Source organism: Arthrobacter sp. Z4-13, assembly GCF_054792705.1.
Genome location: NZ_CP096459.1, coordinates 1,767,243 through 1,791,013, shown reverse-complemented (window position 1 = coordinate 1,791,013; position 23,771 = coordinate 1,767,243). Strand labels below are relative to the sequence as shown.

The following is a 23,771-nucleotide window of genomic DNA, read 5'->3' as shown; positions in this document are numbered from 1 at the left end:
TCCTGCGTGTCCTCCTCCTGGCCATCGCCGGGCTGACGTCCCCTGACGCGCAACTGGTGCCTGCGGCCTACCTGAGCATGAATTTTGTCGGCTGGATGATCATCTTTCCGCTAAGCCTGGCCTCTCTCATCTCGGGATCATTCAGGGCCTCGGCACGGTCTGGGGCCTGTTCCGGCACTACTGGGTCCTGATCAAGCTAGTGATAACCGCCCTGGCCACCGCCCTGCTGCTGGCGCATCTGCACACGTGCCCCCCACCGAAAATTCGAGTACTCGCTACCGGTGTTTTGGGACGCAGCCGCTGATAACGTCGGGTCCGGTTTGACGGTAGCGTCTCCTGCGCCCGCCGTTCAGGGACTGCAGGCAACGGCAAGGGGACCAGGCGATGGAGAAACCGATAGTCAGCACAAATCCCGCGCCGCCGGCCACCGCACCTGGACGTGACGCCGGACCCAACCTTCTAACGCCGGACCATCCCGCCCCAGACCATTTCGGGCGCGACCGGTACCTGGACCTGCTGCGCGCGATGGCCCTGATCCGGATTGTCGCCTACCATACCTTCACCGGCGTAGCCTGGCTGAGTCTGGTCTTCCCTTCCATGGGCGTCATGTTCGCCCTCGCGGGATCCCTGATGGCGCGCTCCCTCGAGCGGCCTGCCTTGGGTGTTCTGAAAAGCCGTACCCGGCGCCTACTGCTGCCCCTGTGGGTCTACAGCGCCACAGTTCTGTTTCTCCTGGTCTGGCAGGGCTGGAGCCCGGACCAGGAAGAGGGCCGCTCCTGGGCCGAAATGCTTCTGTGGTTCATCCCGCTCGGCGACCCGCCCTTCCCGGATAGCATTGGTTCTGACGAGGGCCTGCTTGATAGCATCTGGGCCCACGAGGCTGGAGTCATCCTCTGGTACATCCGCGCGTACTTCTGGTTCATGCTTTTGTCTCCCCTGCTGCTAGCGGCGTTTCACCGCCTGCCGTGGATTACGCTGGCGGCGCCGCTCGGCATCATGGTGCCCATCGCCGCCGAATGGGTGACGCTGCCCACCTGGGCCGAAAGTGGCGTCAGCGACTTCGCCACCTACGGCTCCTGCTGGGTTCTCGGCTTCGCCCACTACTCCGGCATGCTGCGCAGCATCCCCCGACGGGTGGTCTTCTCATCCGGACCGGCGCTCATGGCGCTTGGCCTCCTTTGGGCCGCACCCAACCTTTATGACACGGGCTGGGACCTGAACAACATTCCCGGTGCAGAGGGCCTGTGGGCCTTGGGGTTCTGCGCGATGCTCCTGCGGATCTCACCATCCTGGAAGTCGCTGCCGCGGCCGATCAGGCTCCTCGACAAGCCAGTCACGCTAATCAACAACAGGGCAGTCACCATCTATCTCTGGCATACCCTGCTGCTGACGGTCACTTACACAATCATCGACAGGCTCTACGACAACGACCAACTTGGCGAGACCATGCCCTGGCTGCTGGAAAGCGAGTGGACCCTGTTCGCCGGCATCTGGCTGCTGCTCGCCATCGCGTTCCTCACTATCGGCTGGGCCGAGGACGTAGCCGCTAAGCGGACTCCGCGGCTCTGGCCGGACAAATAACGAAGCAAGAGCGGATGACGGCGGTAGGTCCTTAAGTTCCAGTGGTCGTTTCAACATCCCGAGTTTTCGGGAGCACCAACGACCTGTCGTCCCAAAAGAGGAAACCATCGGATAGGAGGATACATACGTAAGCGGAATGAGGATTGCGGAGGGCCCACTAGCCAGGACACTGACCCCCGCCACCCCACACACGGCCAGGCCACGGCCCGTGCACCAGCGTCAAAGGGGCGCAACCGCAAGCTTTGCACACACGTTGGATCAACCCCCCACTGACGAGGACGTCTGTTACGCCCGAGGTGGGACCCAAACTGCATTCCCCGCTTGCAAATCACAGGGAAGGCACGAAAACATGCGGATCCGAAGCGAAAACATTGATCGAATCCTATCGGGAGGTGTCGGACCAGTCGGGACGTTTCTGGCCCAGCTCTAGGAGATCGATGTCGACCCTGCCGCTGGAGCCGGGTTTCGGGGAGCCGCGCCGCTTGCGGAGTTGGGTGGCGCGGTACTCGTCACGCGAGAGTGTAAAGGCGTACCAGCACATAAATCCTGCAAGTCCTATGACCCACAAAGCACCCCAAAAGGGTCCCTCACCATCCCACAACGGGCGCTGAAACAGCCAGCAGCCGACGATGAATCCGGCTCCAGAGATGGCGCAGATGATTCCCATCCCCCACCAGGTGCTAACCTGCGCCTGGCCACGACCGGGCGTGAAGCCGATCTCATCACCGGGGTAGCTGTGGAGCTCGCCGGTGCTGGTCGTGCGGAGCACGCGCTTCTCACCGGCGGCAACAGCCCTCTTGTGTTCGGCATACACGGCATCGTTACGCCGCTCACGCTCACGGTCGTAGACCATGGTCTGTCCTGTCTATGAAGTGGATCCGGGTAAGCATACGCGGCGTCGCGAAGCCTTTCCGTCTCGAAACGCTGGACCTGCGAGACGACTAAGCATGATGGCCCCTAGCCGATAACTGGTGAGGGCGCCCCACCTAGGCAAACGCCTTACTCATGGTTTCAGAGGTCGTGTGGACAAATTTCATTGCCCGCCAGCTCAGGCCTCCCCTGTCCGTATGAGGGGACGACGTCGCTTCCTGCCCAGATGACACCGCGTACGGGGCAGGGCATCACATCGAACGCCCGGCCATCAAGGTGCGCCCGCAGCTAGCGCCCGTCATCCTCGACCACTTGCCAGCCCGCCGCTGGCAGCGCTGCACGATAGTGCTGAAAACATCGACGCCTCCTGAGAGCACAAACCCCCGGGTACAGCTGGCGACACCGTTCATGCCGCCACCACTGGACAACCCGATGTGCTCGATGGAGTCGAACGCCTGCTGGGATTCACGGGCTGCGGTGGCCATGGGCTCGTCCGTGCCCTCGGTCACGCATTTCGGGGTCGAGTCGAACTGCATCTCAAGCCGCTGAGCCAGCGCCGAGGGCGTGACAGCGAACATCCCGGTCAGCATGAGGACCGGGATGGCCACGGCCGTCAGCCGCATCAACCGTCGTGTCGAGAGCATGAAGCCGATCATGGCAACCACCGCGACCAGACCAAACGCCAATCCGGAGGGGCCGGTCGTCAACCCCCAGGTCAGCCCTTCGGACGCGGTACCGCTGACATCGCCGTATATCCTCATGAATTCGTAGTGGACCAGCACAGCCAGTAACGCCAGTCCCGCCCCAATGACGAGCAGCACCGCGGCAGAGACGGCTGGGCCGGTCACGGGCATGGCTGAGTGTAGGTACTGCCCAACCAAGAGTCCACAGGTGCCGGTTCCAGAAGCCCACTCCCCACCCGAGTCCGGTCGCTTTCAACAAAAGAGGTGCGATCACGGGCAAACCCAACAGAATACCGTTACAGGAAGCCTTCTCGCGGGCACCGGCCCTGTCCCTGGCGGACGCTGTCCTGAGGACCAATATTAGGGCGCGTAACAAGGGGGAGACGTTTGGTAGACGGACGCCTAGAGCGGCCCATAACCTGCGTTGCCGTAGGGGTCGCGCCAGGAGGCCAGATCGTCCTCGACCGCCGCGCGGAGAACATGGTTCTCCTGCACCCTTCGCCGGAAGGACTGCCGGGCCCGTCCCATCACCGCCGAAGGGACCAATATGCAGGCCACCAGGAGGGCCAGAATAAGCAGGAAGGCGCCGACCAGTGTCACGACCGTGGCGTTGCCCCTTGTAGCGGCCGACGGCAGGAACGTGGACAGGATCCCGCCCAGGGCAACCGCCAGCACCGACACCATGATGATGCCGCCCCGGGCCGATCCAGGGCCGTGTGTGATGAGGGCTCTGTTGGTATTTGGCAGTGAAGCCCTTACCCGCTTCCACGAGGACAGGCCGAGCATCATCAGGGCGGCACCCAGTGGACCGAGGACCAACACTGCAACGGGGTTTCCTGACATGGCTGAGAAGAACGCGCCTGCCAGGGCCAGAACGGGTCCGCCGGCGATCGCGCTGCTCCAGCCTGCCGCCAAGGTGCCCTGGGCGTCCGCCAGTTGCCGCAACCGGGACGGTGCGTTCGGTGGACTCACCCGGGCCAGTTCAGGGGAGAGGCAGTGATCGAGGGTATGTACGGGCACGCTGGCGGGGAAGGGAACGGGCTGATCCACGGGTTCGCGCATGGATCGATTTAAACACATTCATTGGAACCGCGCCCGCGCTGAGGCAATTGCGGGCTGGGCTCTCTTTCGGTTCCCGCCGTCGCTGCAATCAGGAACGGTCTCATCATGCTGGGCCTGCCCGTTGTTTTCTTCGTGTTGGGGTTCGTGGGGCGATGCCACAGACCAGATGGGTCTTCCCTATGCGTGGGCTTACGGCGCCCTGGCCGGCATCCTGATCGGCGGGAGGTACTGCAGCGGCCCACGGCTTTGGCGGGAGAGGATCCCGGTTCGGACGGATCGTCTGCGGTGAAGAACCGGATCCAGCAGGAACGCCACGATTGCCTCGGAACAGCTCCGCGAGCTTGGGTGGCTCGAAACCCCCGTTGATTCGACGTCGGCACTCAGCGCCTTGTCTCGTACCTGGTCAGGACCACTCCGTCAGGAAACGTCCGGTTCTCCACCAGGCTCAGGTTCACCCAGTTGTCCAGGGCTGTGAAGAACGGCGTGCCGCCGCCCACCAGGACCGGATGTGTGACGATTGCGTACTCGTCGATCAGCCCCGCCCGCATGGCCGCCGCGGCGAGTGTGGCACCGCCGATGTCCATGGGGCCGCCGTCGCCGGCCTTGAGCCGGGTGATCTCGGTAACCGCGTCGCCGGTGACCAGGCTGGTATTCCAATCGACCGTGCTGGTCGTCGAAGAGAACATCACCTTCGGCATGTCCCGCCAGCGGCGGGCGAACTCGATCTGCGCCGGTGTGGCGCCAGGCTGCTGGTCGGCGGTCGGCCAGTGGGAGCTCATCGTCTCCCACAGTTTGCGCCCGTACAGCGCCAGGCTCGTCGTCCCCACTCGGTCTGACCACCACTGGAACAGCTCCTCGCTCGGTACGCTCCAGCCAAGGTCGTTGCCGGGCGCGGCGATGTAGCCGTCCAGGCTCAGGTTCATGCCGAAAGTCAGGTTACGCATGGCGTCAGTCTCCCGTGAGCCGGTATCCGTTGTACAGACCAGCACGGCGCGGAAAAGTCATCGGTCAAGCCACACGAGGGCCAGTTGACCACCACGCCTATCAGACCAAGATGACTGACATTAAAGTCCGCAACTCGTCAGGCCGACCGGAACGGCGCTACATCCTGTCCCCATGAGCGGATTTTGTGCCATGTCGCCATCTCACTCCGGACACTTCTCATCGTTGACGCAATTCATGTGCAGCCGACGTCGCTGCGGCTGCGAGGCGGGATGCTCCGCTGCCTTTGAGGCTCTTCCGGTCCACGCGACGCCCGGAAACCGCGAGCAGCAGATCAAGCGGATCAGCTTCGACGTCGGCTCCTTGGCCCCAGGCCGTCCCGCTCTTCCGGTCGATCAGCCGAAGTCCTGCGGCACGCTCGCGTCCTCCGCCGAAGGAGACAGGAGTGCGCAGCTGGTAGGTAAGGGCCTGAACGACCGCCGGTTCCGGGTAACTTCCAGCGATGCCCAAGGGCCGGCGGATGTCCTCGCCGTGCACGATTGCCTCGACCAGGCGTGTTGCGAGGTTCGCCGGCGGCGTTCGCGTGAGGTCGGCAGCTTCCCTCAATGCGTTGATCGTGTCCTGTGGGTCCTGCCGCTTCTCTCGGGCGATGCCGTTCTCGTTCGCGCGGTCGAAGTCCATGCGTGCCGTTAGCAGGTCCCGGACGAAGGAGAGCCGGCCGGTTCGCGCCGTGTCCACCAGGTGCGCCAGGACATCGTGGACATCCCATCCTGGGCAGAGGGAGGGGCGGCGCCATTGTTCGTCGGGCAGTTCGGAAAGATCTGCGGTGAGCAGCCGTCTCTCAGAGTGGACGGTCCGCCAGACCACTGCTGCTGCCTTGCGCATGCGCTTCCTTCCCCGGTGCGTTCTCGGTAACGCAATGTCCTCTATATCGCGGCCCGAATGTGAATGATGGGCTATCCGGAACCCCTTGCACCCAATTTGCTCATTGCCAGGAAAGTTGCGATTCCGGGGACCAGCGCAGCAGCGAGGACCGACGGTATCGGGACGTTTCCGTTCAACCACCCAGCGGCCAGCGAAATTGCAGCAACCAGAAGGCCGGCGAATGCAGCAAAAGCCTTGGTCGTGACCCATGCTCGGATTGTACTGGCAGTTAGCTGGCATCGCGGGTCCGCCAAAATGGGCCGCCGACTCCCCGAATCTCCAGCCGCGGCCAATCCGCCGGCTATTCCGGTCTGACGGCCGTGAGGCAGAACGGGTGGCCTGCTGGGTCCAGCAGTACGCGCCATTGTTCCGGCGAAGGCTGATGCTCGGCGGCCCGAGCGCCTAACTCGACAGCTGCTGCGGCTGCCGAATCCAGTTCCGCAACGGCCACATCCAAATGGAGCTGCTGATGCTGCGGGCCTTCGGGCCAGGACGGCGGAACGTAGCTGTTCACCCGCATCAGCGTAAGCATCGGCCCTGCTCCAGAGAGTGCAACAACGCCGCGGTCCGGAGTAGCGAAAGCCTCCTCAAGACCGAGTAGACGGGAATAGAACGTCGCCAGAATGTCAGTATCAGGGCAGTCAAGAGAGATGGATGCAAGTTGTCCCACGGGTCCGGTCATGACAAGAACTTACTGGATTTGTTGGCGGCCCGAAAACCCACTCTAGAAGTACTCGTTTGGATTGGCGATTGCGGTGTGGGCGGACAGCATGATCACCGTCTGCGGAACTGCGCAGAGGACCGAAAGTGGCAGCGAGTTGGCCAGTCGGCGGGCCCTTTGGCGATGCTGTAAGGCCACTTTAATGGACGCCACGAAGAACGGGCGAAGAGGACAGCAATATGATGCCGGCATACAGCAGTTCGCCCTTATAGCAGCCGGTGCCCATCGCCGCATCATGCTCTCAGCTTTGAGTATCCGCCCGACTGCTTGATCAGGAAGCTCCGCGTATTCGGCCTGTGCGTCATCGCGGACGAGACGGCTCGACTCTTGCAGGATGAGAGTGGTCACGTAGCCCCCCCTCGTTGGATTGCAGCATCGGTTCCAGAAGGGTCTTCGCGATGGAGACGCGTATATGGGTTATTCCGCGCCGATACTCAGGTTCACGTTCGAGCTGGTCGGCCAGCTGTGTCATGCGGATGCGGGATTCCCTGGACATATCCTTACGTTGGGCGTCCTGTTCCTGGGTCCAGTTCTCTTGAAGCTCCCATGTACACACTCTCTTGGCCCATATCGGGCATCGGCTTTGGATCAGGCACCCTAAGCGAGGGCACCTCCGCAGCCTGGGCTGAAGCGCAATATCTGATACTGCTCCAAGATAGGGGCAAGCCGCACTCTCCGAACCTGCTGCTGCCGCCTGAAGAGATCCCTCGTTTCACCCTGCGCAAGGGACCATGGGCTATCAACCCGCGGACTCATCCCCCGGTGCCAGTGTTCGCGGCGTATTCAGTGGCGTGGTCACGAACTTGCCCAACATAGGCATCGGATTGGTTATAGGCGTAAATGGCATCGGTCCACCCTTCCGCGGTTGTGAGATCACGGCCATGGGCACACAGATATGCCGCCGCACTGACGGCGGCATCGTCGATATGGAACGGGTCCGCCGTTCCATCCCCGTTCCCGTCCCGCCCAACAAGCCGCCACGTAGCGGGGATGAACTGCATCGGACCCACAGCACGGTCCCAGCGTGCGTCCCCGTCCAGGGCACCGGCGTCCGTGTCGGCGATCGCGGCGAATCCGGCACCGTTGAGAGCCGGGCCCACAATCGAGCGGCTCACCTGCCCCTCGGCGGTCAGGCTGCCGCCGCCGTACGTCCCGTGTGCTGTTTCGACGAAACCGACAGCCGCCAGAGTGTTCCAACCGATGCCGCAGCCGGGAACGGAATCATTTACCGTCGCAGCCGCGGCAACATACGCCCGCAGTGCACGTTCAGGGATCCCTGTCTGCCCGGCAGCCCGGATAACCCACTGGGCGTCCGGACTTCTGGTGACGTTCACGGCGGTGGTCATGCCAGAGGACAGCATTTCGAGCTCGGCCCCTGCTCGCGGCGGTGGAGAAACGACACGACGGGCATCCGCGCCCGGTTGGCCAAGGACCCAGAACAAGAACCCTGTGGTGACAAAAACCGCAAACAGGACAAAAACAACGAGACGTCTGAGACCGAGCACCGACCAATCAAACCATCCAAACCCCAGCAACCGTTGATCAAGGGCGTAGCCGGCCAGTTCGTTTGCGCCTCCGCGGTGACTCGCCGCACGGAATCTTCTTAATCCAATAGCTCATTCCCGGCAGAAGTCACCCCGCCTGATCTCCGCACTTGGATGAACAAGTGGAAGCTGTATCGCTGCTTGTCATTCTGATATATCCCAAGATCGCTGGGCGGGTCCTCCGCACAATCTGGGCGCTACCGCGCCGACCCCGGCAACAAGAACTTTCCAGCTCAACATGTCCACACTGGCTGGTGAAGTTTTCGCCCCCGGCGCCGGTCCGGCAAATCGGGCAGAGACCAAAGCGGTCGCCGGTCCTGACAGCCATCGGCTACATCAACTGGGGGGAAGGACAAGGCAGCAAAGCCCATAAGTTTCTCCAACTCGCCCTCGGCTCCGACCCCGCCTACCGCTTCGCCCGCCTCAGCGATCAAAGGGACGTCAGTCCCGTGAGGGACTGTGGTGTCAGCGTCGTCGCTGCGGAAAGTTATAGGTCCAGCGGGGATTGTTCCCAAGAGATGTCCACGACGGAGGCACCCTGGGGCATGGTCAGCATGGATAGCTCCAGCATGTCCTGGGCGTGGGTGGCGTCAGCGGGTACGGCGTCGTCGTCCGTGAAAATGAAGTCATGGCTCATCGTGCTGCTCCCTGGCGTGAGTGGTGTCCGTTGCACTCTCACTGTAGCCCGGCGGCAGCCCCTTGCCCTTTTGTTGGTGCTGCGCCCGCGTCAGCGTTTATCGGCGGCCGGAGGAGATGTTTCTACTAGTCAAGCCCATAGGCTGAATTGCCTCTACATCCACCCCGCTCCTTATGCTGAGATCGATATTCCATACGAGATCGACTTGGTCGGATTGACATCGGCCATACCACTCGGCGCGGAGTAGACTCACCGAAACGATCAAAGGCGGGGGGCTCATAGGATGTCAGCAGCGGCAGCTTCACCGGCAGTGGCCGGCTACAACCGTATGGCTATCGTGTCACTGGCTTGTGCCGCGGTGGCAGTAGCCGGCTTCTTCTTTGGCGGCTTCACCGTCCTGGCGGTCTTCGCCGTCGGGGCAGGTCATGTTGCCCTCAACCAGACCAATCTCGACGGCGGCCAAGGGCGGCAGCTTGCACGGGCATCCCTCGCAGTCGGCTACGCCATCGCAATCTTCGGGCTACTCATCACAGTCATGTCAGTGTTGGGCCTCTACACCTAGGAGCTGTCGCTGCTTCGGGCAGTTGTCCCTTGGCGGCCACCTCAAGCTCCAAACTGGCTGCGCCCGGGCCAGCGTTATGGCGGCCGGCGGAGATGTTCCTATAGACAAGACCCCCATCCAGGGAACCGCAACGGAGCTTCTGCGGGCGGGGCACCAAGCTCGATGGTTTGAGTACCGGTGTATGTGCGAAGGCGGGGCGGGTCCACCCCTACGAGGGAGGCAGGGGCGGGTCCTCGTTAGACCATGGTGCACTGAAGGAGTGGCTTAAGGAACAGCCGTCTGGGAATCACGCGCAACCCTGCCCTACGCGATGAGGGCCACTGCCATAACCAACGGCAGCGAGACCACCGAGGCGATGGAAGTGACCATCGTCAGCGTCTTAAACGTCCCTTGAGTGGACAGTCCGATCAGGGACTTGAACATCCAGAAGAAGTTGCTGTTGACCTGAAGAGCGAACATGGCACCCGAAGCGATGGCGAGGCCGATGACGATCGGCGGGACGCTAATCGACCCGATCACCGGGCTGATGATCCCGGCGGCCGCGATGGCAGCCACTGACACGGACCCGATGGCCAGGTGCAGCACCGCGGCGATGACCCATGCGAGCAAGATGCTGAGAATGACCGGCGCCGATGCGTCCGCCGTGAAGAGGCCGGCCAGGATGGTGTCAAGCCCGGTCTCCCCGATGACGGCGCCCAGCGATCCGCCGATGCCGGTGATGAGCAGGATCTCACCGGTGGTGTGGAAACCTTCGCTCATGGCCGTGTCTGTACCCTTCGAGCCCAGAGTGCGCCGGCAAAGCACGTAGGCACCGAGCAGGCCGACGAACAGCGCGAAGTTGGCGTCACCGAGAAAGGCGATGAAATCGTTGGAGAAACCGAACAGTTCCGCGAAGGCGCCAAAGGCAATCATCACCAGCGGCACGAGAATGGGCAGCATGCAGACGAACAGCGGAGGAGTCCTGGTGTCCTTCTCGACCAGTTCGGTAGTCTCCAGTTCAACCATCGCGTCGTCGACTTCTTCATCCCTTTCCGCTTTCCAATATCGCCCGCGCAAGAGCCAGCGGAAGATTAAGGTTGTGGCGATCGCGGTCAGCGGCCCGAGTATGAGGCCGTAGATCAGCCAAAGGCCTAACGGGATGTTCATCAGGCCCGCGATGGAGACCGCGGCCAGTCCCGGGATCACGAAAACGTAGCCGGCGAAAATCCCGGTCCCGAGCGCACCGGCCATGTGTGGCAAACCGGTCCGGCCTATTAGGGGGCCGCTGGAGCGCGCCACCGGAGAGGCCAGCACGACCTGCACGTCCACGTAAATCGAGGGGAAAATTGTTGACATTGCCGCGGTCAACGCGTAGGGGAGCCGGCGCGCGCCGACACCGTTGACAAGCATCGTCACCATTTTCTTGAAGGCGCCGATCGCATGGAGCATCGCCCCAATGAGCACACCGAAACCGATGAGCAGGCCAACCTCGCCCATGATTTCGCCGAAACCGGTGGCGATCGCCACGATCGTCCCCGTGAAACCGACGCCGGTAGCCAGGCCGAGGTAGAGCGAGCCGATGATCAGCGAGATCACCGGGTCGACCTTTACCTTGATGATGAGCAGGATGATGACGACGATGGCTATCGCGGTGTGAAGGGCGATCATGGCCTGCTCCTGCCGATAAGGGGAAGGGCGGGGTCCTTGGGCGCCGTAGCCACATCGACCCTCCCTCACTCTGGCACTGATCGATCTCCGCCGTTCACCGTCGACGACGAGGTTGACGGCGGTATCAATACGGACACTGCACATTTCCGCAAAATGCACACCGGCCCAATACGGAAACCAGTTGATGTAGCTTTAAATCCAGTTGACCCAGTTCATACTGGCCGGTCGGCAGTGTCAAGACCCCCAATTGGCGCGTCCCGGGAGGGAATATCATGTCAAATATCGTGATGGTCGGAGTGGACGGCAGCAACAGTGCGTTCAAAGCGGCGTCCCAGGCGGCACTCATCGCAGAGGCTCTCAACGCAGAACTCGCCGTACTCAGCGCACATGTCAAGGAAAGTGCCGAGGCCATCAAGATCGGGAGCGACACCTGGATACTTGATGACGCCAAAAAGGCGCAAAAAATGGCGGAACGGGTTGCAGCTAAACTGCGCGAGGAACATCCCGATCTGAGCATCCGCCCCGCCGCTGTTCGCGGCAAGCCGCAGGAGGCATTGGTCGAGGAAGCGGCGCGTACCGGAGCCCGGCTGTTGGTTGTGGGAAACGTCGGCATGAAGGGCCTCGGCCGTGTGTTGGGCAGCGTCGCGAGCAGCGTGGCTCACAATGCACCCTGCGACGTGTTGATTGTAAAGACAGACCAGTAATCCGCCGGCTAAGCGGAAACTGCAGCTGAGCTGGCCTGCATTTACGGATTCCTACATCTCGCCAAGACGCCGCCCGGCCCATAGGTGGGGAGCTGGGTCGAGGGGTAGCAACTGTTGATTTCGAACTATTCAGACCTTCTGAACAACGCTGTAGGACCAGACCTGCTGGCCGGGCCACACTCGGAGAAGTCGGAGAACCTGCTTCACGGCCTTGTGATCATTTCGTTTGGGTACACCCAACCTGACGAACGTCTCCTTGCCTGGACTGCAGAAACAGTGGGAATTGGTTCTCTGCTCAACCGTGAAGAAGTATTCTGCGCCCACAGCCGGGACAACCTGAATTGACTCCAGCCATGGTGGATCAAATTCGCCCCTGTTCCGGCCGCGTGATCAGCAAGCATGGGTTTGCCTGGCCGGCGGTAAAGTGCTCTCCGCGTTTTGAATTCAAGGCTGCGCGCCTGCGCCTCAAAATACTTGCATGCCCACTAGCACCCGTGCCGGAGGGGTGACCCTGTCGATTTCGTTGGGCCCTGGCTGCTGCAAAAAGGGGCACCCGAACAAGGCATCTGCTCACCTCACACGAGTTAGTATGCTAAGTCGAAAGGCAAGGGGATCGGCATGATCAAACGTAAAGCTACGGCACTGGATGTGGCACAGCGGGCAGGGGTGTCCCGCAGTGCAGTATCACTGGTGCTTAACGGCAGGGGCCGCGGCAACGTCACCGCGGAACGCCAGGAGCGCGTGCTCCGCGCTGCGGCGGAGCTGGAGTACACGCCCAACTCCGTTGCCCTCAGCCTTCGCAACCAGCGGACATCAACGATCGGCATCGTTACGGATGAGATTGTCACGAGTCCTTTCGCCGGTCGGCTGATCAGCGGCGCCTCACGCACCGCGCTGGCCCGGGGGTACATGGTTCTGGTTGTGGATACAGAGCATGACATGTCCCGCGAGGGCGCCGTGGCGCAGCAGTTGGTGCACCGGCAGGTGGACGGCATCATGTACGCCACCGGGGGCCTGCGGGAAGTCATGGCCCCGCCGGCGATGCTCACCCTGCCGGGTATTCTGGCTAATTGCACTGATGTTGCCTCCGGGCTGCGGTCCGTAGTACCGGCAGAGGTGGACGGTGGACGCGCCGCGGCACAGCTGCTCATCGAATTGGGCCACCGCCGCATCACCCTGCTGACCGGAACCCTCACCTCGCCGGCCGCTCCACAGCGCGAACAGGGTTACCGCGAGGCCATGGAACGGGCGGGGTTAGGTCCTGATCAGCAGCGCGTCCATCTGACCGGCTGGGACATTAATGAGGGGTACCGGGCCGCTGCCGCAGTGCTGGGGGGCGGAGACCGGCCGACGGCGATCATTTGCTCTAACGACAGGGTGGCTACCGGCGTTCTGCTGTATGCCGCAGCGGCAGGACTGCGCGTACCGCAGGATTTGTCCGTGGTCGGCTACGACGACCAGCAGCACGTCGCTGCCAACCTAGTTCCAGCCCTGACCACGGTGGCGCTTCCGCACATGGAAATCGGAGCGACTGCGATCTCCATGCTGTTGGATGCGGTCGAAGGAAAAGCCCCGGCGGCAGGGAACGCTGAAGCGGGAACGGTGTACATGCCCTGCCGGATCATCGAACGGTCATCCACGGCAGCGGTCCCGCCCGCTTAACCAGGCGGGACACTTTCCATCAGCATCTCGTCTGGTGAACCCTTATCCAGCAGGCACAACCAGTTATCCTCCCAGTGATCTAGTCATCTGCCCGGATCAGCCCCTGAAGGGGTTCCTCTTGCAGGTAGCGCCACCCTCATCCCCCACACATCCAGTCGAAACTGAAAGCCGAAATCCTACTGCTTGACACGTGTTAGGTTCGCCACCTAATCTGCTTAACACGTGTTAGGAGGAGCCGACAATGACGTCTGAGAAGACACCGGGGCAACCAGCCCCTTCGCAGCCGCTGCGGTCCAGCGGACTTTCACAACTCACCCGGCGTTCCCTGCTGGGCCTTACGGGCATCGCGGTAGCCGGAGCCACCGTGGGAGCCTGGCCACGACTAATCGGGACTGATATTCCGGGCCGTGGCAGCAAGGCCCTGAACATCGCCATCCTTGGAACGGCAGCGGATGCGGCGGCCCGCCAGGGCCTGGTCCAGGCGTTTACGGCCGCACACCCCGATATTCCGGTGCAGGTGCAGGCCATCCAGGGCGCGGACTGGAAGGATTTCTTCTCCAAGATTCTCACCATGGTCGCCGCCGGAACGCCTCCGGATGTCGTCTACGTTGCGACCGAGGGCGCCCAGTTGTTCGCGGACAAGCTCGCCGAGCCGTTGGATGAATATGTCCGCCGGGACGCTGCCGATATGAGCGATTACTTCGACGACGTTCATCCGAGCCTGCTGGAAGCCTTCATGTACCAGGGAAGCCTTTACCAGCTTCCGCTGGACTGGAACGCGGCGAACATGTATTTGAATACCACCACCTTCGCCCAGGCCGGGCTTGACCGGCCGAAGGATGATTGGACGCAGGATGACTTTAGCGCCACCCTGCGGGCACTGCGGAAGGCCCGCCCGGCCGACTTCACCCCGTACTACTGGACCAACCGGCTTTTCGGCGGGGTTGTGCCCTGGCTGTACGCCAACGACACCAGCTTCCTGACCGAAACCAAGGCCTCCGGCGGGGACTGGCTGTGGGACCGTTTTTATCCGAACGACCCGGCCCGCACGACGCGCGGCGGCGGCTATCAATGGCTGGCGCCCAACGCCGAAGACGGGCGCGTTATCGAAACCTTCGACTACCTGCGCGAACTGGTCGCCGAAGGACTGGGCGTGCGTCCCGAATCCGGCGGCGGCAATGCCTTGGTTGGCCTGTTCGGCAACAACCGCATCGGCACCACACCGGCAGGTGGTTACTGGGCGCAGGGCCTGCACGACGCCGGCATGACCGCCGATCAGTTCGATGTGCAGTTCTTCCCCCGCTGGCGCACCCAGCGGCATCAATTTGGTGCTGCCGGCTACGCGATTATGCGCACGGCGAAAAACAAGGACGCTGCTTGGGAATGGGTTAAGTTCTGTTCCAGCCGCGAAGCGATGCAGTTGGCCATGCCCAAGCCCAACACCACTCCCACCCGCCGTTCGATGGTCAACGAGTCGTTTTACGCCGCCACCGGGCCTCGACATTGGAAAGTCTTCTACGACACCCTCGACAGGTTCCCAACCTCCGGTCCGATCCCCGCGCCACCTCAGCAGGCCGCCGTCGAGACCGCCCTGATGAAAAATGTTTCCACCGCTGTCAGCGGCAGCTCCGCCGGCGTACGGACAGCGATGGGCACCCTGCAGCGCGATCTCGAACTTGCTCTGAGGAGAAACTCATGACCACCACTTCCGCCGCCCCACACCAAAGCCTGAAACCACCCGCCGCGCGCCGCTCCTTCGTGGAACGATGGCTGGCCATGATTTTCCTTGCCCCCACATTGCTGGGGATGGCCCTGTTCACGTTTCTGCCGATCATCGGCTCGCTGGTCCTGGCCTTCTTCCGCTGGGACATCATTTCAGCACCGCAGTTCGTCGGTTTCGCCAATTTCGCCTCGCTGGCACAGGACCCCACCGTTCGCGTGTCGTTCCTGAACACCATCGTGTTCGTCATCGTCGCGGTAATCCTTCAACTGGGCATCGCCCTCTGCCTGGCGTCCATGCTGCAGGCCCGAATGCCGTCCTGGCTGAGGGTATTCCTCCGCTCCACCTTTTTCTTTCCGCTGGTCCTGTCCGCAGCGTCGGTGTCCATTTTCATGCGGTACATGTTCAACGAACAGTTCGGCGTCGTGAACTGGCTACTGTCCCTGATCGGGATCCCGGCAGTGCCCTGGTTGACCAGTCCCGTGGCGTCCGCCGCCGTCGTGGTCCTGGTCTACGTCTGGCAAAACTTCGGGTTCTCCTTCCTGCTCTTCCTCGGCGCGCTGACCAACATTCCGAAAGAACTGCACGAGGCAGCGAACCTGGACGGCGCCACAGGCTGGAAACAGTTCAGCAACGTCACTCTTCCGCTGATCAGTCCCACCGTGCTCGTCGCCTCTGTCATGGCCATCATCAGTGCCCTGCAGGTCTTCGATCAGCCCTACGTCCTGACCAACGGCGGTCCCGGGGATTCCACCCGCACAGCCGTCATGGTGATCTTTGAATCCGCCTTCCAGCAACTGGAGTTCGGCGAAGCCTCGGCCATAGGCCTGGTACTCACCGTGCTGATCCTTGCCGTCACCGCCCTGCAATTCCGCCTTAGCCGCCGCTTCGTTTTCTACCAGTGAGGTCCCTCATGTCCAGCCAGACCCTGCAGACCGGGACCGGCAAGCATTCCGGTGCCACCACCGGCACGCCAACCACCCACAAGCCCTACCGCAACCGTCGCCTGCCCGCTGCAGGAACCGTCGGCAGGTACGCCGCGTTAGCCGTGGCTGCGGCGCTGACCCTCGGCCCGGTCCTTTGGACCTTATCCACCTCGCTGCGAACGCCGTCGGAATCCTTCAACCTGCCACCATCCTTCCTGCCCATCAACCCTGACTTCACCGCCTACCAAGAGGTGTTCAAGCAGATCAACGTCAGCCTGCTGGTCCTGAACAGCGCGCTGGTGACCGGGCTGATCGCGCTTGGCCAGATGGCTTCCGCCACTCTGGCCGGCTACGCCTTCGCCCGCCTGGACTTCCGCGGCAAGAAGGCAATCTTCTCGCTGGTGCTGGCCACCATGATGGTCCCGGTGCAGGTCACCATCGTCCCGGTGTTCATGCTCATCCGCGGGATGGGACTTTCCGATACCCTGCTGGCCCTGATCCTGCCTGCCATTCCCACAGCCTTCGGCACCTTCCTAATGCGCCAATACTTCCTGGGACTGCCCAACGACTTCGCAGAAGCGGCCGCCCTGGACGGAGCCGGACCGTGGCGGATCTTCCGTTCCGTTTACGTCCCGCTGGCGGTCCCCGGCATGGCCATCGTCGGGATCCTCGCCTTCAACTTCCACTGGAACGAGTTCTTCCGGCCGCTGATCCTCACGATCAGCGAACAGAACTTCACTCTTCCCCTCGGGCTGGTCACGCTCCAAGGCAACCTCGGCACCGGGAGCATATCCGTGGTCCTCGCCGGCGTGATCCTTTCCATGCTGCCCGCGCTGGTGGTCTTTATCTTCGGCCAACGCACCCTGCGCGAAGGCCTCACAGCCGGCGCGAGCAAATAACACAGACTTTCAAAGGGAACTTCATGGGTACACTCACCTCGAATAGCACGACGGCCACTGCCGACATCTACCGCCCGGCCCTGCATTACGCAGCCCAAAACACTTGGCTCAATGACCCCAACGGCCTGATTTTTCATGACGGCCTCTATCACCTCTACTACCAGAACAACCCGCTGGGCAACGTCTGGGGAAACATGTCCTGGGGCCACGCCACCTCCCCCGACCTGCTGACCTGGACCGAACACCCCGTCGCCATCGCCTGTAACGAGAACGAAGACATCTTCTCCGGCAGCATCGTCTATGACCGTGCGAACGCCAGCGGCTTCGGCACCGGGTCAGTTGCACCGCTCGTGGCCATCTACACCAGCGCCTTCAAACCGGGCTCCGAGCATGAGGGGATTCAGGCCCAATCGCTGGCCTACAGTCTGGATGGGGGTTACACCTGGACGAAGCACAGTGATAATCCAGTGCTTAGCCGCGGCTCCGCCGAGTTCCGCGACCCTAAAGTCATAAGATACGACGGCGATGGGGGCAGCTACTGGGTGATGGTCGCCGTCGAAGCCAAAGACTTCCAGGTGGTGCTCTACAAGTCCGATGACCTGAAGCATTGGGACCTGCTGAGCACCTTCGGCCCGGCGAACGCCACCGGCGGCGTCTGGGAATGCCCCGACCTGTTTCCCCTGCCGGTGGACGGCGATCCGGAAAACCTCAAGTGGGTCCTGACCGTCAACCTCAACCCAGGCGGACCGAACAAGGGTTCGGCCGGCCAATACTTCATCGGCGATTTCGACGGGACCAGCTTCACCTCGGCCAGCACCGTCACAGAAGGCCTTCAGGCCCCTGACCGGCTGGGCGAATACCAGTGGCTGGACTGGGGCCGGGACTACTACGCCGCCGTCTCCTTCAGCGACGCCCCGGACAACCGCCGCCTCATGATCGGCTGGATGAACAACTGGGAATACGCCAACCACATCCCCACCACCCCCTGGCGCAGCCCCATGAGCCTCGCCCGTGAGATCACTCTTCAGACCAGCGACGGCGGCCTGTCCCTGGTCCAGCAACCCGCGGGCGACTGGGCTGCCCTGGCTGGCCGTGACCCGTCCTGCCTTTCCGAAACCACCCTTCACGACGGCGTGCAGGTCTTGGCGGGCGCGGAAGGCACGGTCCAGCGCATCGACGTTAGCTTCGCCCCCGGAAGCGCAGAGGAATTCGGCCTCATCCTGCGTGGAGACGGCGTGATGGGAACCCGCGTAGGCATCCGCTCCCGTGAAGGCACACTGTTCGTTGACCGGCGGGAATCCGGGCAGACAGACTTCCACGATTCCTTCCCCTCCATCGATACTGCCCCCATCCGGGCAACAGCGGGCTCCTACAGCCTCACCATCTTCGTGGACCGCTGCTCCATTGAAGTGTTCGCCCAAGACGGCCGGGTCACCATGACCGAACTGATTTTCCCGGCCGAAACCAGCACCGACCTCGCCGTCTACGCCATCGGCGGGGCGGCAACCATTACCAGCCTCCAGGTCACGCAGCTCGCGTAGGCGGCACCAAAGCAAGGAACAACAAACATGCACAGCAACAGCAAGCCGGACCCTCCCGGACAGGTGTTGGACGTCGTCGTTATCGGCGAAGCCCTGATCGACGTCGTCACCACACCCGAGGGGACAACTGAGCATCCCGGCGGGTCGCCGGCCAACGTCGCCTACGGTCTGGCCCGTCTGGGAGTGCGCACCGGGTTGCTCACTTCCATCGGCGCCGACCGCCGTGGTGATGCACTTGCGGAACACCTCGCCTGCGCCGGCGTGACGCTCCTGCCCGGCTCCCGCTCACTGGAGAGAACGTCGACGGCGACCGCCACCATCGCCTCCGACGGCTCGGCGAACTACGCCTTTGACATCATCTGGGACGTGGAACCCCTGGATCCTGTACTTCCTCCGCCGAAGGTGGTCCACACCGGTTCGATCGCAAGTTTCCTCTCACCGGGCGCCGGCAGGGTCAAAGCTATGCTCCAGGAACTGCACAGCGAATGCATCATCACCTGCGACCCCAACATCAGGCCGGCCCTGCTCGGAACCCACGGGGAAGCACGGTATACATTCGAGGAACTGGTACACCTCAGCACGGTCGTAAAGCTCAGCGATGAGGATGCCACATGGCTTTACCCGAAAATGGCCTTGGAGGAGACCGCAACACACATCCTGAATTTGGGAGCGGAGCTGGCTGTCATCACCAAGGGCTCATCAGGGTCATTGCTCGCGACGCCCGCCACCTCCCTCACCATTCCTGCAGTGAAGACCCCTGTGGTGGACACCATCGGCGCCGGCGACTCCTACATGTCAGCCCTGATCCTGGGACTCATCACCCGCGGAGCCGGCGGCCTGGCGCCATCCGTCCTCGACCAGCTCGGACGCACAGCTGCTACTGCTGCCGCGATCACCGTATCCCGGGCCGGTGCCCGGCCCCCGACCGAAGACGAACTTCGCGCACAGCTTCAGCACCAGCTCCAGCTCCAGCTGCACGCATAACAGGGCCCTCCCAGGTGCCTGCGCCGGACGTTGGCAATACGGTGACTTCGTCCAGACAAATAACCCTTGACAGAGATTCAGTAACGCGCGTAACCTCTATCACAGCGCTTAGGTAACGCGCGTTACATACAGCAGTTTCACCGACGACTCCGGAGCATTCAATGGCGAAGACCACCACCCCGAACCATACCGGGGCTGCACGGCAACGGGGTGTCACCATGAATGACGTTGCCAAACATGCCGGCGTTTCCCGGACCGCGGTCTCGTTCGTACTGAGCAACCGCGAAAATGCCAGCATCTCCGAGGAAACCCGCATTCGGATCAACGAAGCTGTCCAGGCCTTGGGCTACCGCCCGAACGCCGGAGCACGTGCGCTGGCATCCCAGCGCAGCGACTGGTACGGGATTGTCACCGAGATCGTGACGGCACCGTTCGCCGTCGACATCATCAAGGGTGCTCAAGACCAAGCCTGGCTCGACCGCAAGTTCCTGCTCATCGCACCCTCCGACCAGGCCGATGCCGTAGGACGCAACCAGGGTATGGAGGACGCCGCAACCGAGAAATTGCTGGAGCAGCGCGTGGAAGGGCTTCTCTACGCAGCCACGTTCCACCGTGGCGTGCAGGTGCCGGAAAGCACCAAGGAAGTACCCACCGTCCTGATCAACTGCTTCGACGCCGATGGGAAGCTGCCCTCGATTGTCCCGGACGAACGTGCCGGGGGCCGCGTCGCCGTCGAACGTTTACTCCAGGCCGGCCACCGCAGGATCGGAGTCATCAACCTGGATCCGGACATTCCCGCAGCAATCGGGCGTTTGGAGGGTGCACGCGAAGCACTCGCCGACTCCGGACTCGAGCTGGACCCGGAACTCGTGGTGCCCGGATACGCAACAGCGGACGGCGGTTATGAGGCCGCGTGCCGCATCCTGGACCGCTACCCACAGGAAGGCAGGCCAACCGCGCTGTTCTGCCTCAACGACCGCATGGCGATGGGCGCCTACGACGCCATCAAGGAACGGGGCCTGACCATCCCCGGAGACATCGCCGTGATCGGCTTCGACAACCAGGAACTGATTGCGGCCTACCTCAGGCCCAAGCTGACCACGGTTGCGTTGCCCTTTGAAAAAATGGGCGCCCTGGGAGTCCAGACGCTCGCAGCTCTGACAGCAGGACAGCCGGTAATTGCCGACCAGCAATTAGTCGGCTGTCCGCTGCTAGAACGCTCTTCGGTCTGACCGCGAAATCACTAGCGAAGAGCAACCCCTCCCCCACCCCTTCACCTTGCTGATGAAGATAGGAAAGAGATAACCATCATGACACAACCCCGATTCCTGAGGGCTGCCCGCATCACGGCGGCCGGGCTGGCGGCAGGCGCACTGCTGCTGACCGGCTGTGCAGCCACCGGCAACAAGGCTGCCGGCACCGACGCCGCAGCGAACGCCAGCGCCTTCCTCACCATTCCGCGTGAGGACATGGGCACGTTCGTGCAGAACTTCAACCCGTTCGCCCCCACCGTGAACCCGATGGTCCAGCAGTCCATCTACGAGTCGCTGCTGATCTTCAACCCAGCCAAGGGTGACACGGTGCCGTGGCTGGCCACTGAATGGGAAGCCGCCGACGACGGCAAGTCCATCACCTTCACCCTGCGCGACGGCGTTAAGTGGTCCGACGGCCAGCCCTTCGTGGCCGAGGACGTCGCCTACACCTTCGAGCTCCAGAAGAAAATCAAGGGCGGCTTCGAGTACCTGGACACCGTGAGCGCCGAAGGCACCAACAAAGTGACCTTCACCTTCAACAAGCCGTGGTCCCCGGCCCTCTACGACGTCGGACACCTCACCATCCTGCCCAAGCACGTATGGTCCGCCCTTGCCGATCCGGAGAAGGACGCCAATGCCAAGCCGGTCGGCACGGGCCCTTACACCGAGGTTGACAGTTTCCAGGCCCAGTCGTTTGTGCTGAAGAAGAACCCCAACTACTGGCAGCCGGACAAGCAGAAGATCGCCGGTATCAAGATGCTCGCTTTTGCAGGGAACGACGGCGCCAACCTCGCCGCCGCGAACGGCGACGTGGACTGGGCCCCGCAGTACATCCCGAACATCGAAAAGACGTTCGTTTCCAAGGACAAGGAACACCGCCACTACTGGTTCCCGGCCACCGGCGCCATGATCAACTGGCAGCTCAACACCACCAAGGCCCCCTTCAACGATGTTGATGTCCGCAAGGCCCTGAGCATGGCCGTGGACCGGGAGCAGGTCACCACGATCGGCATGGGCGGCTACGCCGAGCCTGCAGACTGCACCGGGCTGTCCGGCAACTACGAGACCTGGAAGAACAACGAGGTCAAGGAGAACTGCACCTGGACCAGGCTGGACGTCCAGAAGGCCAATGAGCTGCTGGATAAGGCAGGCTACCCGAAGGGTGCTGACGGCAAGCGCACGCTCAAGGACGGCAAGCCGTTCGAATTCAAGATCTCCGTGGGAGCGTCTTCTTCCGACTGGCTGTCCGTGGCCAACGTAATCGCGCAAAACCTGGCAGAGGTCGGCGTCACGGCGAAGGTGGAGTCCCCGGACTGGGCTGCCGTGGTTGCCGGCTATGAGACGGGCGACTTCGACTCCGGCATCGTCTGGAGCGCCAACGACCCCAGCCCGTACAAGTACTTCAACTCCTCCATGGGCACGGCGACCGTCAAGCCCGTAGGCACCAAGACGTTCGACAACTACCACCGCTTCGGCGACAGCACAGCCGACGCCCTGCTGGCAGAGTTCGCTGCAGAGGCCGACGAGTCCAAGCAAAAGGACATCGCCAACAAGCTGCAGGAAGAATACGACGACGCCGCACCGCTGGTGCCGCTGTTCTCCGGTCCGGAGTGGGGCGCCTTCAATGACACCCGCTTCACCGGCTGGCCCACCGAGGACAACCCCTACGCGACCCTTTCGGTCCGCTCACCTTCTACGGTTCTTGTGCTGACCACGCTGGAACCGCGCAAGTAGTCCCCACCGCCTCCCTGGCCCCGCTCCGCTTCGGCCAGGAAACCCGGGCGGCGTGGGCCCACCACCGCCTCCCTGGCCCCGCTCCGCTTCGGCCAGGGAACCCGGGCGGCGTGGGCCCACCCACAACAGCTGGCCGCCGGATCTTCCGGCGGCCAGCCCCCAAACTTTCCGTAATTCCCGAATGGAGGGAAACCGTGCGCTTCATCCTGCGCCGCCTGGGTTTCTACCTGATCGCCTTCTGGGCATCCATCACCCTGAATTTCCTGCTCCCCCGCTTCATGCCCGGGGACCCCGTCTCCCGCATGTTCGCCCGCTCGCAGGACAGAATGCAGCCCGAACAGATCGAGGCCCTGCGCAAGCTCCTGGGTGTCGATGACCGGCCCCTCTGGGAGCAGTACATCGGCTACATGACCAACGTCTTCACCGGGCAAATGGGCGTCTCCATCTCCCGGTTCCCCACCCCGGTCACCGAGGTCATTTCGTCCCAGATCGGCTGGACCCTCCTTCTCGGTGGAACCGCCCTGGTGATTGCCGCCGTCGTGGGTAACCTGCTGGGCGTCCTTGCGGCCTGGCGCCGCGGCGGCGCGGTCGACTCCGCACTTCCGCCGCTGCTCGTATTTATTGGCTCGTTCCCCTACTTCTGGCTCGCGATGGGTGCCCTGTACCTGTTCGGCGTGGTCCTGAACTGGTTCCCCATCCGGCACGCCTTCACCGCCGGCCTGGAGCCCGGGTTCACGTGGGAGTTCATCGGCGACGTCGGCGCCCACCTGGTGCTTCCGGCACTGACCATCGTGCTGGTCTCCATCGGCGGCTGGATGCTGGGCATGCGGAACACCATGATCGCCACCAACTCCGAGGACTACATCACCATGGCCGAAGCCAAGGGACTCCGCCCGGGCCGGATTATGCTCCGCTACGCAGCGCGCAACGCCATGCTCCCCTCAGTCACGAGCTTCGGCATGGGACTGGGATTCGTGGTGGGGGGTGCGCTGCTCACCGAGGTGGTGTTCGCCTACCCCGGCGTCGGCTACCAACTCCTCAACGCCGTCCAAGGCCTCGACTACCCGCTCATGCAGGGCCTGTTCCTGACCATCACCGCCGCCGTGCTGCTGGCCAACTTCCTGGTGGACATTCTCTACGTCCGCCTCGACCCGCGCGTGCGCAGCAACTAAGGG

Annotated in this window: 21 protein-coding genes; 12 read left to right on the top strand and 9 right to left on the bottom strand. The window is 62.7% G+C overall.

What is annotated here, in order from left to right; translation table 11 throughout:
- Positions 1-384: 384 nt before the first annotated feature.
- Complete coding sequence (locus M1E07_RS09920) at positions 385-1,581, top strand: acyltransferase family protein (RefSeq protein ID WP_461190042.1); 1,197 nt, start codon at positions 385-387, stop codon at positions 1,579-1,581.
- A gap of 382 nt (positions 1,582-1,963) precedes the next feature.
- On the opposite strand, the gene M1E07_RS09915 is transcribed toward M1E07_RS09920, so the two are convergent.
- The 8 genes from M1E07_RS09915 to M1E07_RS09880 all read right to left on the bottom strand — a co-directional run bounded on the left by M1E07_RS09915 (position 1,964) and on the right by M1E07_RS09880 (position 8,964).
- Positions 1,964-2,434, bottom strand: a complete 471-nt coding sequence (locus M1E07_RS09915) for a hypothetical protein (protein WP_461190041.1) — start codon at positions 2,432-2,434, stop codon at positions 1,964-1,966.
- Between the two features lie 268 nt (positions 2,435-2,702).
- Positions 2,703-3,299: a hypothetical protein gene (locus M1E07_RS09910; protein WP_461190040.1), complete on the bottom strand. Its 597-nt coding sequence runs from the start codon at positions 3,297-3,299 to the stop codon at positions 2,703-2,705.
- Positions 3,300-3,536: 237 nt separating this feature from the next.
- Positions 3,537-4,196 (bottom strand): hypothetical protein, encoded by a 660-nt coding sequence (locus tag M1E07_RS09905; RefSeq protein WP_461190039.1) that lies wholly within the window; start codon positions 4,194-4,196, stop codon positions 3,537-3,539.
- A gap of 380 nt (positions 4,197-4,576) precedes the next feature.
- Positions 4,577-5,140, bottom strand: coding sequence for a dihydrofolate reductase family protein (locus tag M1E07_RS09900; protein ID WP_461190038.1), 564 nt, complete (start codon positions 5,138-5,140; stop codon positions 4,577-4,579).
- Positions 5,141-5,357: 217 nt separating this feature from the next.
- Positions 5,358-6,023, bottom strand: a complete 666-nt coding sequence (locus tag M1E07_RS09895) for a maleylpyruvate isomerase family mycothiol-dependent enzyme (protein ID WP_461190037.1) — start codon at positions 6,021-6,023, stop codon at positions 5,358-5,360.
- Between the two features lie 340 nt (positions 6,024-6,363).
- Entirely contained in the window at positions 6,364-6,744 is a 381-nt protein-coding gene (locus tag M1E07_RS09890; RefSeq protein ID WP_461190036.1) for a VOC family protein, read from the bottom strand.
- A 791-nt stretch (positions 6,745-7,535) separates the two neighbouring features.
- The gene (locus M1E07_RS09885; protein ID WP_461190035.1) at positions 7,536-8,129 is read right to left on the bottom strand and encodes a lytic transglycosylase domain-containing protein; all 594 of its coding nucleotides are present in this window, start codon (positions 8,127-8,129) and stop codon (positions 7,536-7,538) included.
- 685 nt (positions 8,130-8,814) lie between these two features.
- Complete coding sequence (locus tag M1E07_RS09880; RefSeq protein ID WP_461190034.1) at positions 8,815-8,964, bottom strand: hypothetical protein; 150 nt, start codon at positions 8,962-8,964, stop codon at positions 8,815-8,817.
- A gap of 283 nt (positions 8,965-9,247) precedes the next feature.
- Here M1E07_RS09880 and M1E07_RS09875 point away from each other — a divergent pair, with 283 nt between their 5' ends.
- Complete coding sequence (locus tag M1E07_RS09875; RefSeq protein ID WP_461190033.1) at positions 9,248-9,526, top strand: hypothetical protein; 279 nt, start codon at positions 9,248-9,250, stop codon at positions 9,524-9,526.
- Positions 9,527-9,829: 303 nt separating this feature from the next.
- Here M1E07_RS09875 and M1E07_RS09870 read toward each other — a convergent pair whose 3' ends face one another.
- Complete coding sequence (locus tag M1E07_RS09870) at positions 9,830-11,173, bottom strand: GntP family permease (protein ID WP_461190032.1); 1,344 nt, start codon at positions 11,171-11,173, stop codon at positions 9,830-9,832.
- A gap of 272 nt (positions 11,174-11,445) precedes the next feature.
- Between M1E07_RS09870 and M1E07_RS09865 the strand changes: the two genes are divergently transcribed.
- From M1E07_RS09865 to M1E07_RS09820, 10 genes are all read left to right on the top strand, one after another.
- Positions 11,446-11,877, top strand: coding sequence for a universal stress protein (locus M1E07_RS09865; RefSeq protein ID WP_461190031.1), 432 nt, complete (start codon positions 11,446-11,448; stop codon positions 11,875-11,877).
- A gap of 618 nt (positions 11,878-12,495) precedes the next feature.
- Positions 12,496-13,539 carry a LacI family DNA-binding transcriptional regulator gene (locus M1E07_RS09860; protein WP_461190030.1) on the top strand — a complete coding sequence of 348 codons (1,044 nt, stop codon included), beginning with the start codon at positions 12,496-12,498 and terminating at the stop codon, positions 13,537-13,539.
- A gap of 241 nt (positions 13,540-13,780) precedes the next feature.
- The gene (locus tag M1E07_RS09855) at positions 13,781-15,238 is read left to right on the top strand and encodes an ABC transporter substrate-binding protein (protein WP_461190029.1); all 1,458 of its coding nucleotides are present in this window, start codon (positions 13,781-13,783) and stop codon (positions 15,236-15,238) included.
- Positions 15,235-16,164 (top strand): carbohydrate ABC transporter permease, encoded by a 930-nt coding sequence (locus M1E07_RS09850; protein ID WP_461190028.1) that lies wholly within the window; start codon positions 15,235-15,237, stop codon positions 16,162-16,164. Before M1E07_RS09855 ends, M1E07_RS09850 begins: the two co-directional genes overlap by 4 nt.
- A gap of 8 nt (positions 16,165-16,172) precedes the next feature.
- Positions 16,173-17,084 carry a carbohydrate ABC transporter permease gene (locus M1E07_RS09845; protein ID WP_461190027.1) on the top strand — a complete coding sequence of 304 codons (912 nt, stop codon included), beginning with the start codon at positions 16,173-16,175 and terminating at the stop codon, positions 17,082-17,084.
- A 23-nt stretch (positions 17,085-17,107) separates the two neighbouring features.
- Positions 17,108-18,625, top strand: coding sequence for a glycoside hydrolase family 32 protein (locus M1E07_RS09840; protein ID WP_461190026.1), 1,518 nt, complete (start codon positions 17,108-17,110; stop codon positions 18,623-18,625).
- A gap of 27 nt (positions 18,626-18,652) precedes the next feature.
- Entirely contained in the window at positions 18,653-19,609 is a 957-nt protein-coding gene (locus M1E07_RS09835) for a carbohydrate kinase family protein (RefSeq protein WP_461190025.1), read from the top strand.
- 161 nt (positions 19,610-19,770) lie between these two features.
- Complete coding sequence (locus tag M1E07_RS09830) at positions 19,771-20,841, top strand: LacI family DNA-binding transcriptional regulator (protein ID WP_461190024.1); 1,071 nt, start codon at positions 19,771-19,773, stop codon at positions 20,839-20,841.
- A gap of 78 nt (positions 20,842-20,919) precedes the next feature.
- Positions 20,920-22,596: an ABC transporter substrate-binding protein gene (locus tag M1E07_RS09825; protein ID WP_461190023.1), complete on the top strand. Its 1,677-nt coding sequence runs from the start codon at positions 20,920-20,922 to the stop codon at positions 22,594-22,596.
- A 194-nt stretch (positions 22,597-22,790) separates the two neighbouring features.
- Entirely contained in the window at positions 22,791-23,768 is a 978-nt protein-coding gene (locus M1E07_RS09820; RefSeq protein ID WP_461190022.1) for an ABC transporter permease, read from the top strand.
- The last annotated feature ends 3 nt before the right edge of the window (positions 23,769-23,771 follow it).

Coding starts and splice junctions, on each gene's coding strand:
- M1E07_RS09920 (WP_461190042.1), top strand. CDS start 385: ATGGAGAAACCGATAGTCAGCACAAATCCCGCGCCGCCGGCCACCGCA.
- M1E07_RS09915 (WP_461190041.1), bottom strand. CDS start 2,434: ATGGTCTACGACCGTGAGCGTGAGCGGCGTAACGATGCCGTGTATGCC.
- M1E07_RS09905 (WP_461190039.1), bottom strand. CDS start 4,196: ATGCGCGAACCCGTGGATCAGCCCGTTCCCTTCCCCGCCAGCGTGCCC.
- M1E07_RS09900 (WP_461190038.1), bottom strand. CDS start 5,140: ATGCGTAACCTGACTTTCGGCATGAACCTGAGCCTGGACGGCTACATC.
- M1E07_RS09895 (WP_461190037.1), bottom strand. CDS start 6,023: ATGCGCAAGGCAGCAGCAGTGGTCTGGCGGACCGTCCACTCTGAGAGA.
- M1E07_RS09890 (WP_461190036.1), bottom strand. CDS start 6,744: ATGACCGGACCCGTGGGACAACTTGCATCCATCTCTCTTGACTGCCCT.
- M1E07_RS09885 (WP_461190035.1), bottom strand. CDS start 8,129: ATGACCACCGCCGTGAACGTCACCAGAAGTCCGGACGCCCAGTGGGTT.
- M1E07_RS09880 (WP_461190034.1), bottom strand. CDS start 8,964: ATGAGCCATGACTTCATTTTCACGGACGACGACGCCGTACCCGCTGAC.
- M1E07_RS09875 (WP_461190033.1), top strand. CDS start 9,248: ATGTCAGCAGCGGCAGCTTCACCGGCAGTGGCCGGCTACAACCGTATG.
- M1E07_RS09870 (WP_461190032.1), bottom strand. CDS start 11,173: ATGATCGCCCTTCACACCGCGATAGCCATCGTCGTCATCATCCTGCTC.
- M1E07_RS09865 (WP_461190031.1), top strand. CDS start 11,446: ATGTCAAATATCGTGATGGTCGGAGTGGACGGCAGCAACAGTGCGTTC.
- M1E07_RS09860 (WP_461190030.1), top strand. CDS start 12,496: ATGATCAAACGTAAAGCTACGGCACTGGATGTGGCACAGCGGGCAGGG.
- M1E07_RS09855 (WP_461190029.1), top strand. CDS start 13,781: ATGACGTCTGAGAAGACACCGGGGCAACCAGCCCCTTCGCAGCCGCTG.
- M1E07_RS09850 (WP_461190028.1), top strand. CDS start 15,235: ATGACCACCACTTCCGCCGCCCCACACCAAAGCCTGAAACCACCCGCC.
- M1E07_RS09845 (WP_461190027.1), top strand. CDS start 16,173: ATGTCCAGCCAGACCCTGCAGACCGGGACCGGCAAGCATTCCGGTGCC.
- M1E07_RS09840 (WP_461190026.1), top strand. CDS start 17,108: ATGGGTACACTCACCTCGAATAGCACGACGGCCACTGCCGACATCTAC.
- M1E07_RS09835 (WP_461190025.1), top strand. CDS start 18,653: ATGCACAGCAACAGCAAGCCGGACCCTCCCGGACAGGTGTTGGACGTC.
- M1E07_RS09830 (WP_461190024.1), top strand. CDS start 19,771: ATGGCGAAGACCACCACCCCGAACCATACCGGGGCTGCACGGCAACGG.
- M1E07_RS09825 (WP_461190023.1), top strand. CDS start 20,920: ATGACACAACCCCGATTCCTGAGGGCTGCCCGCATCACGGCGGCCGGG.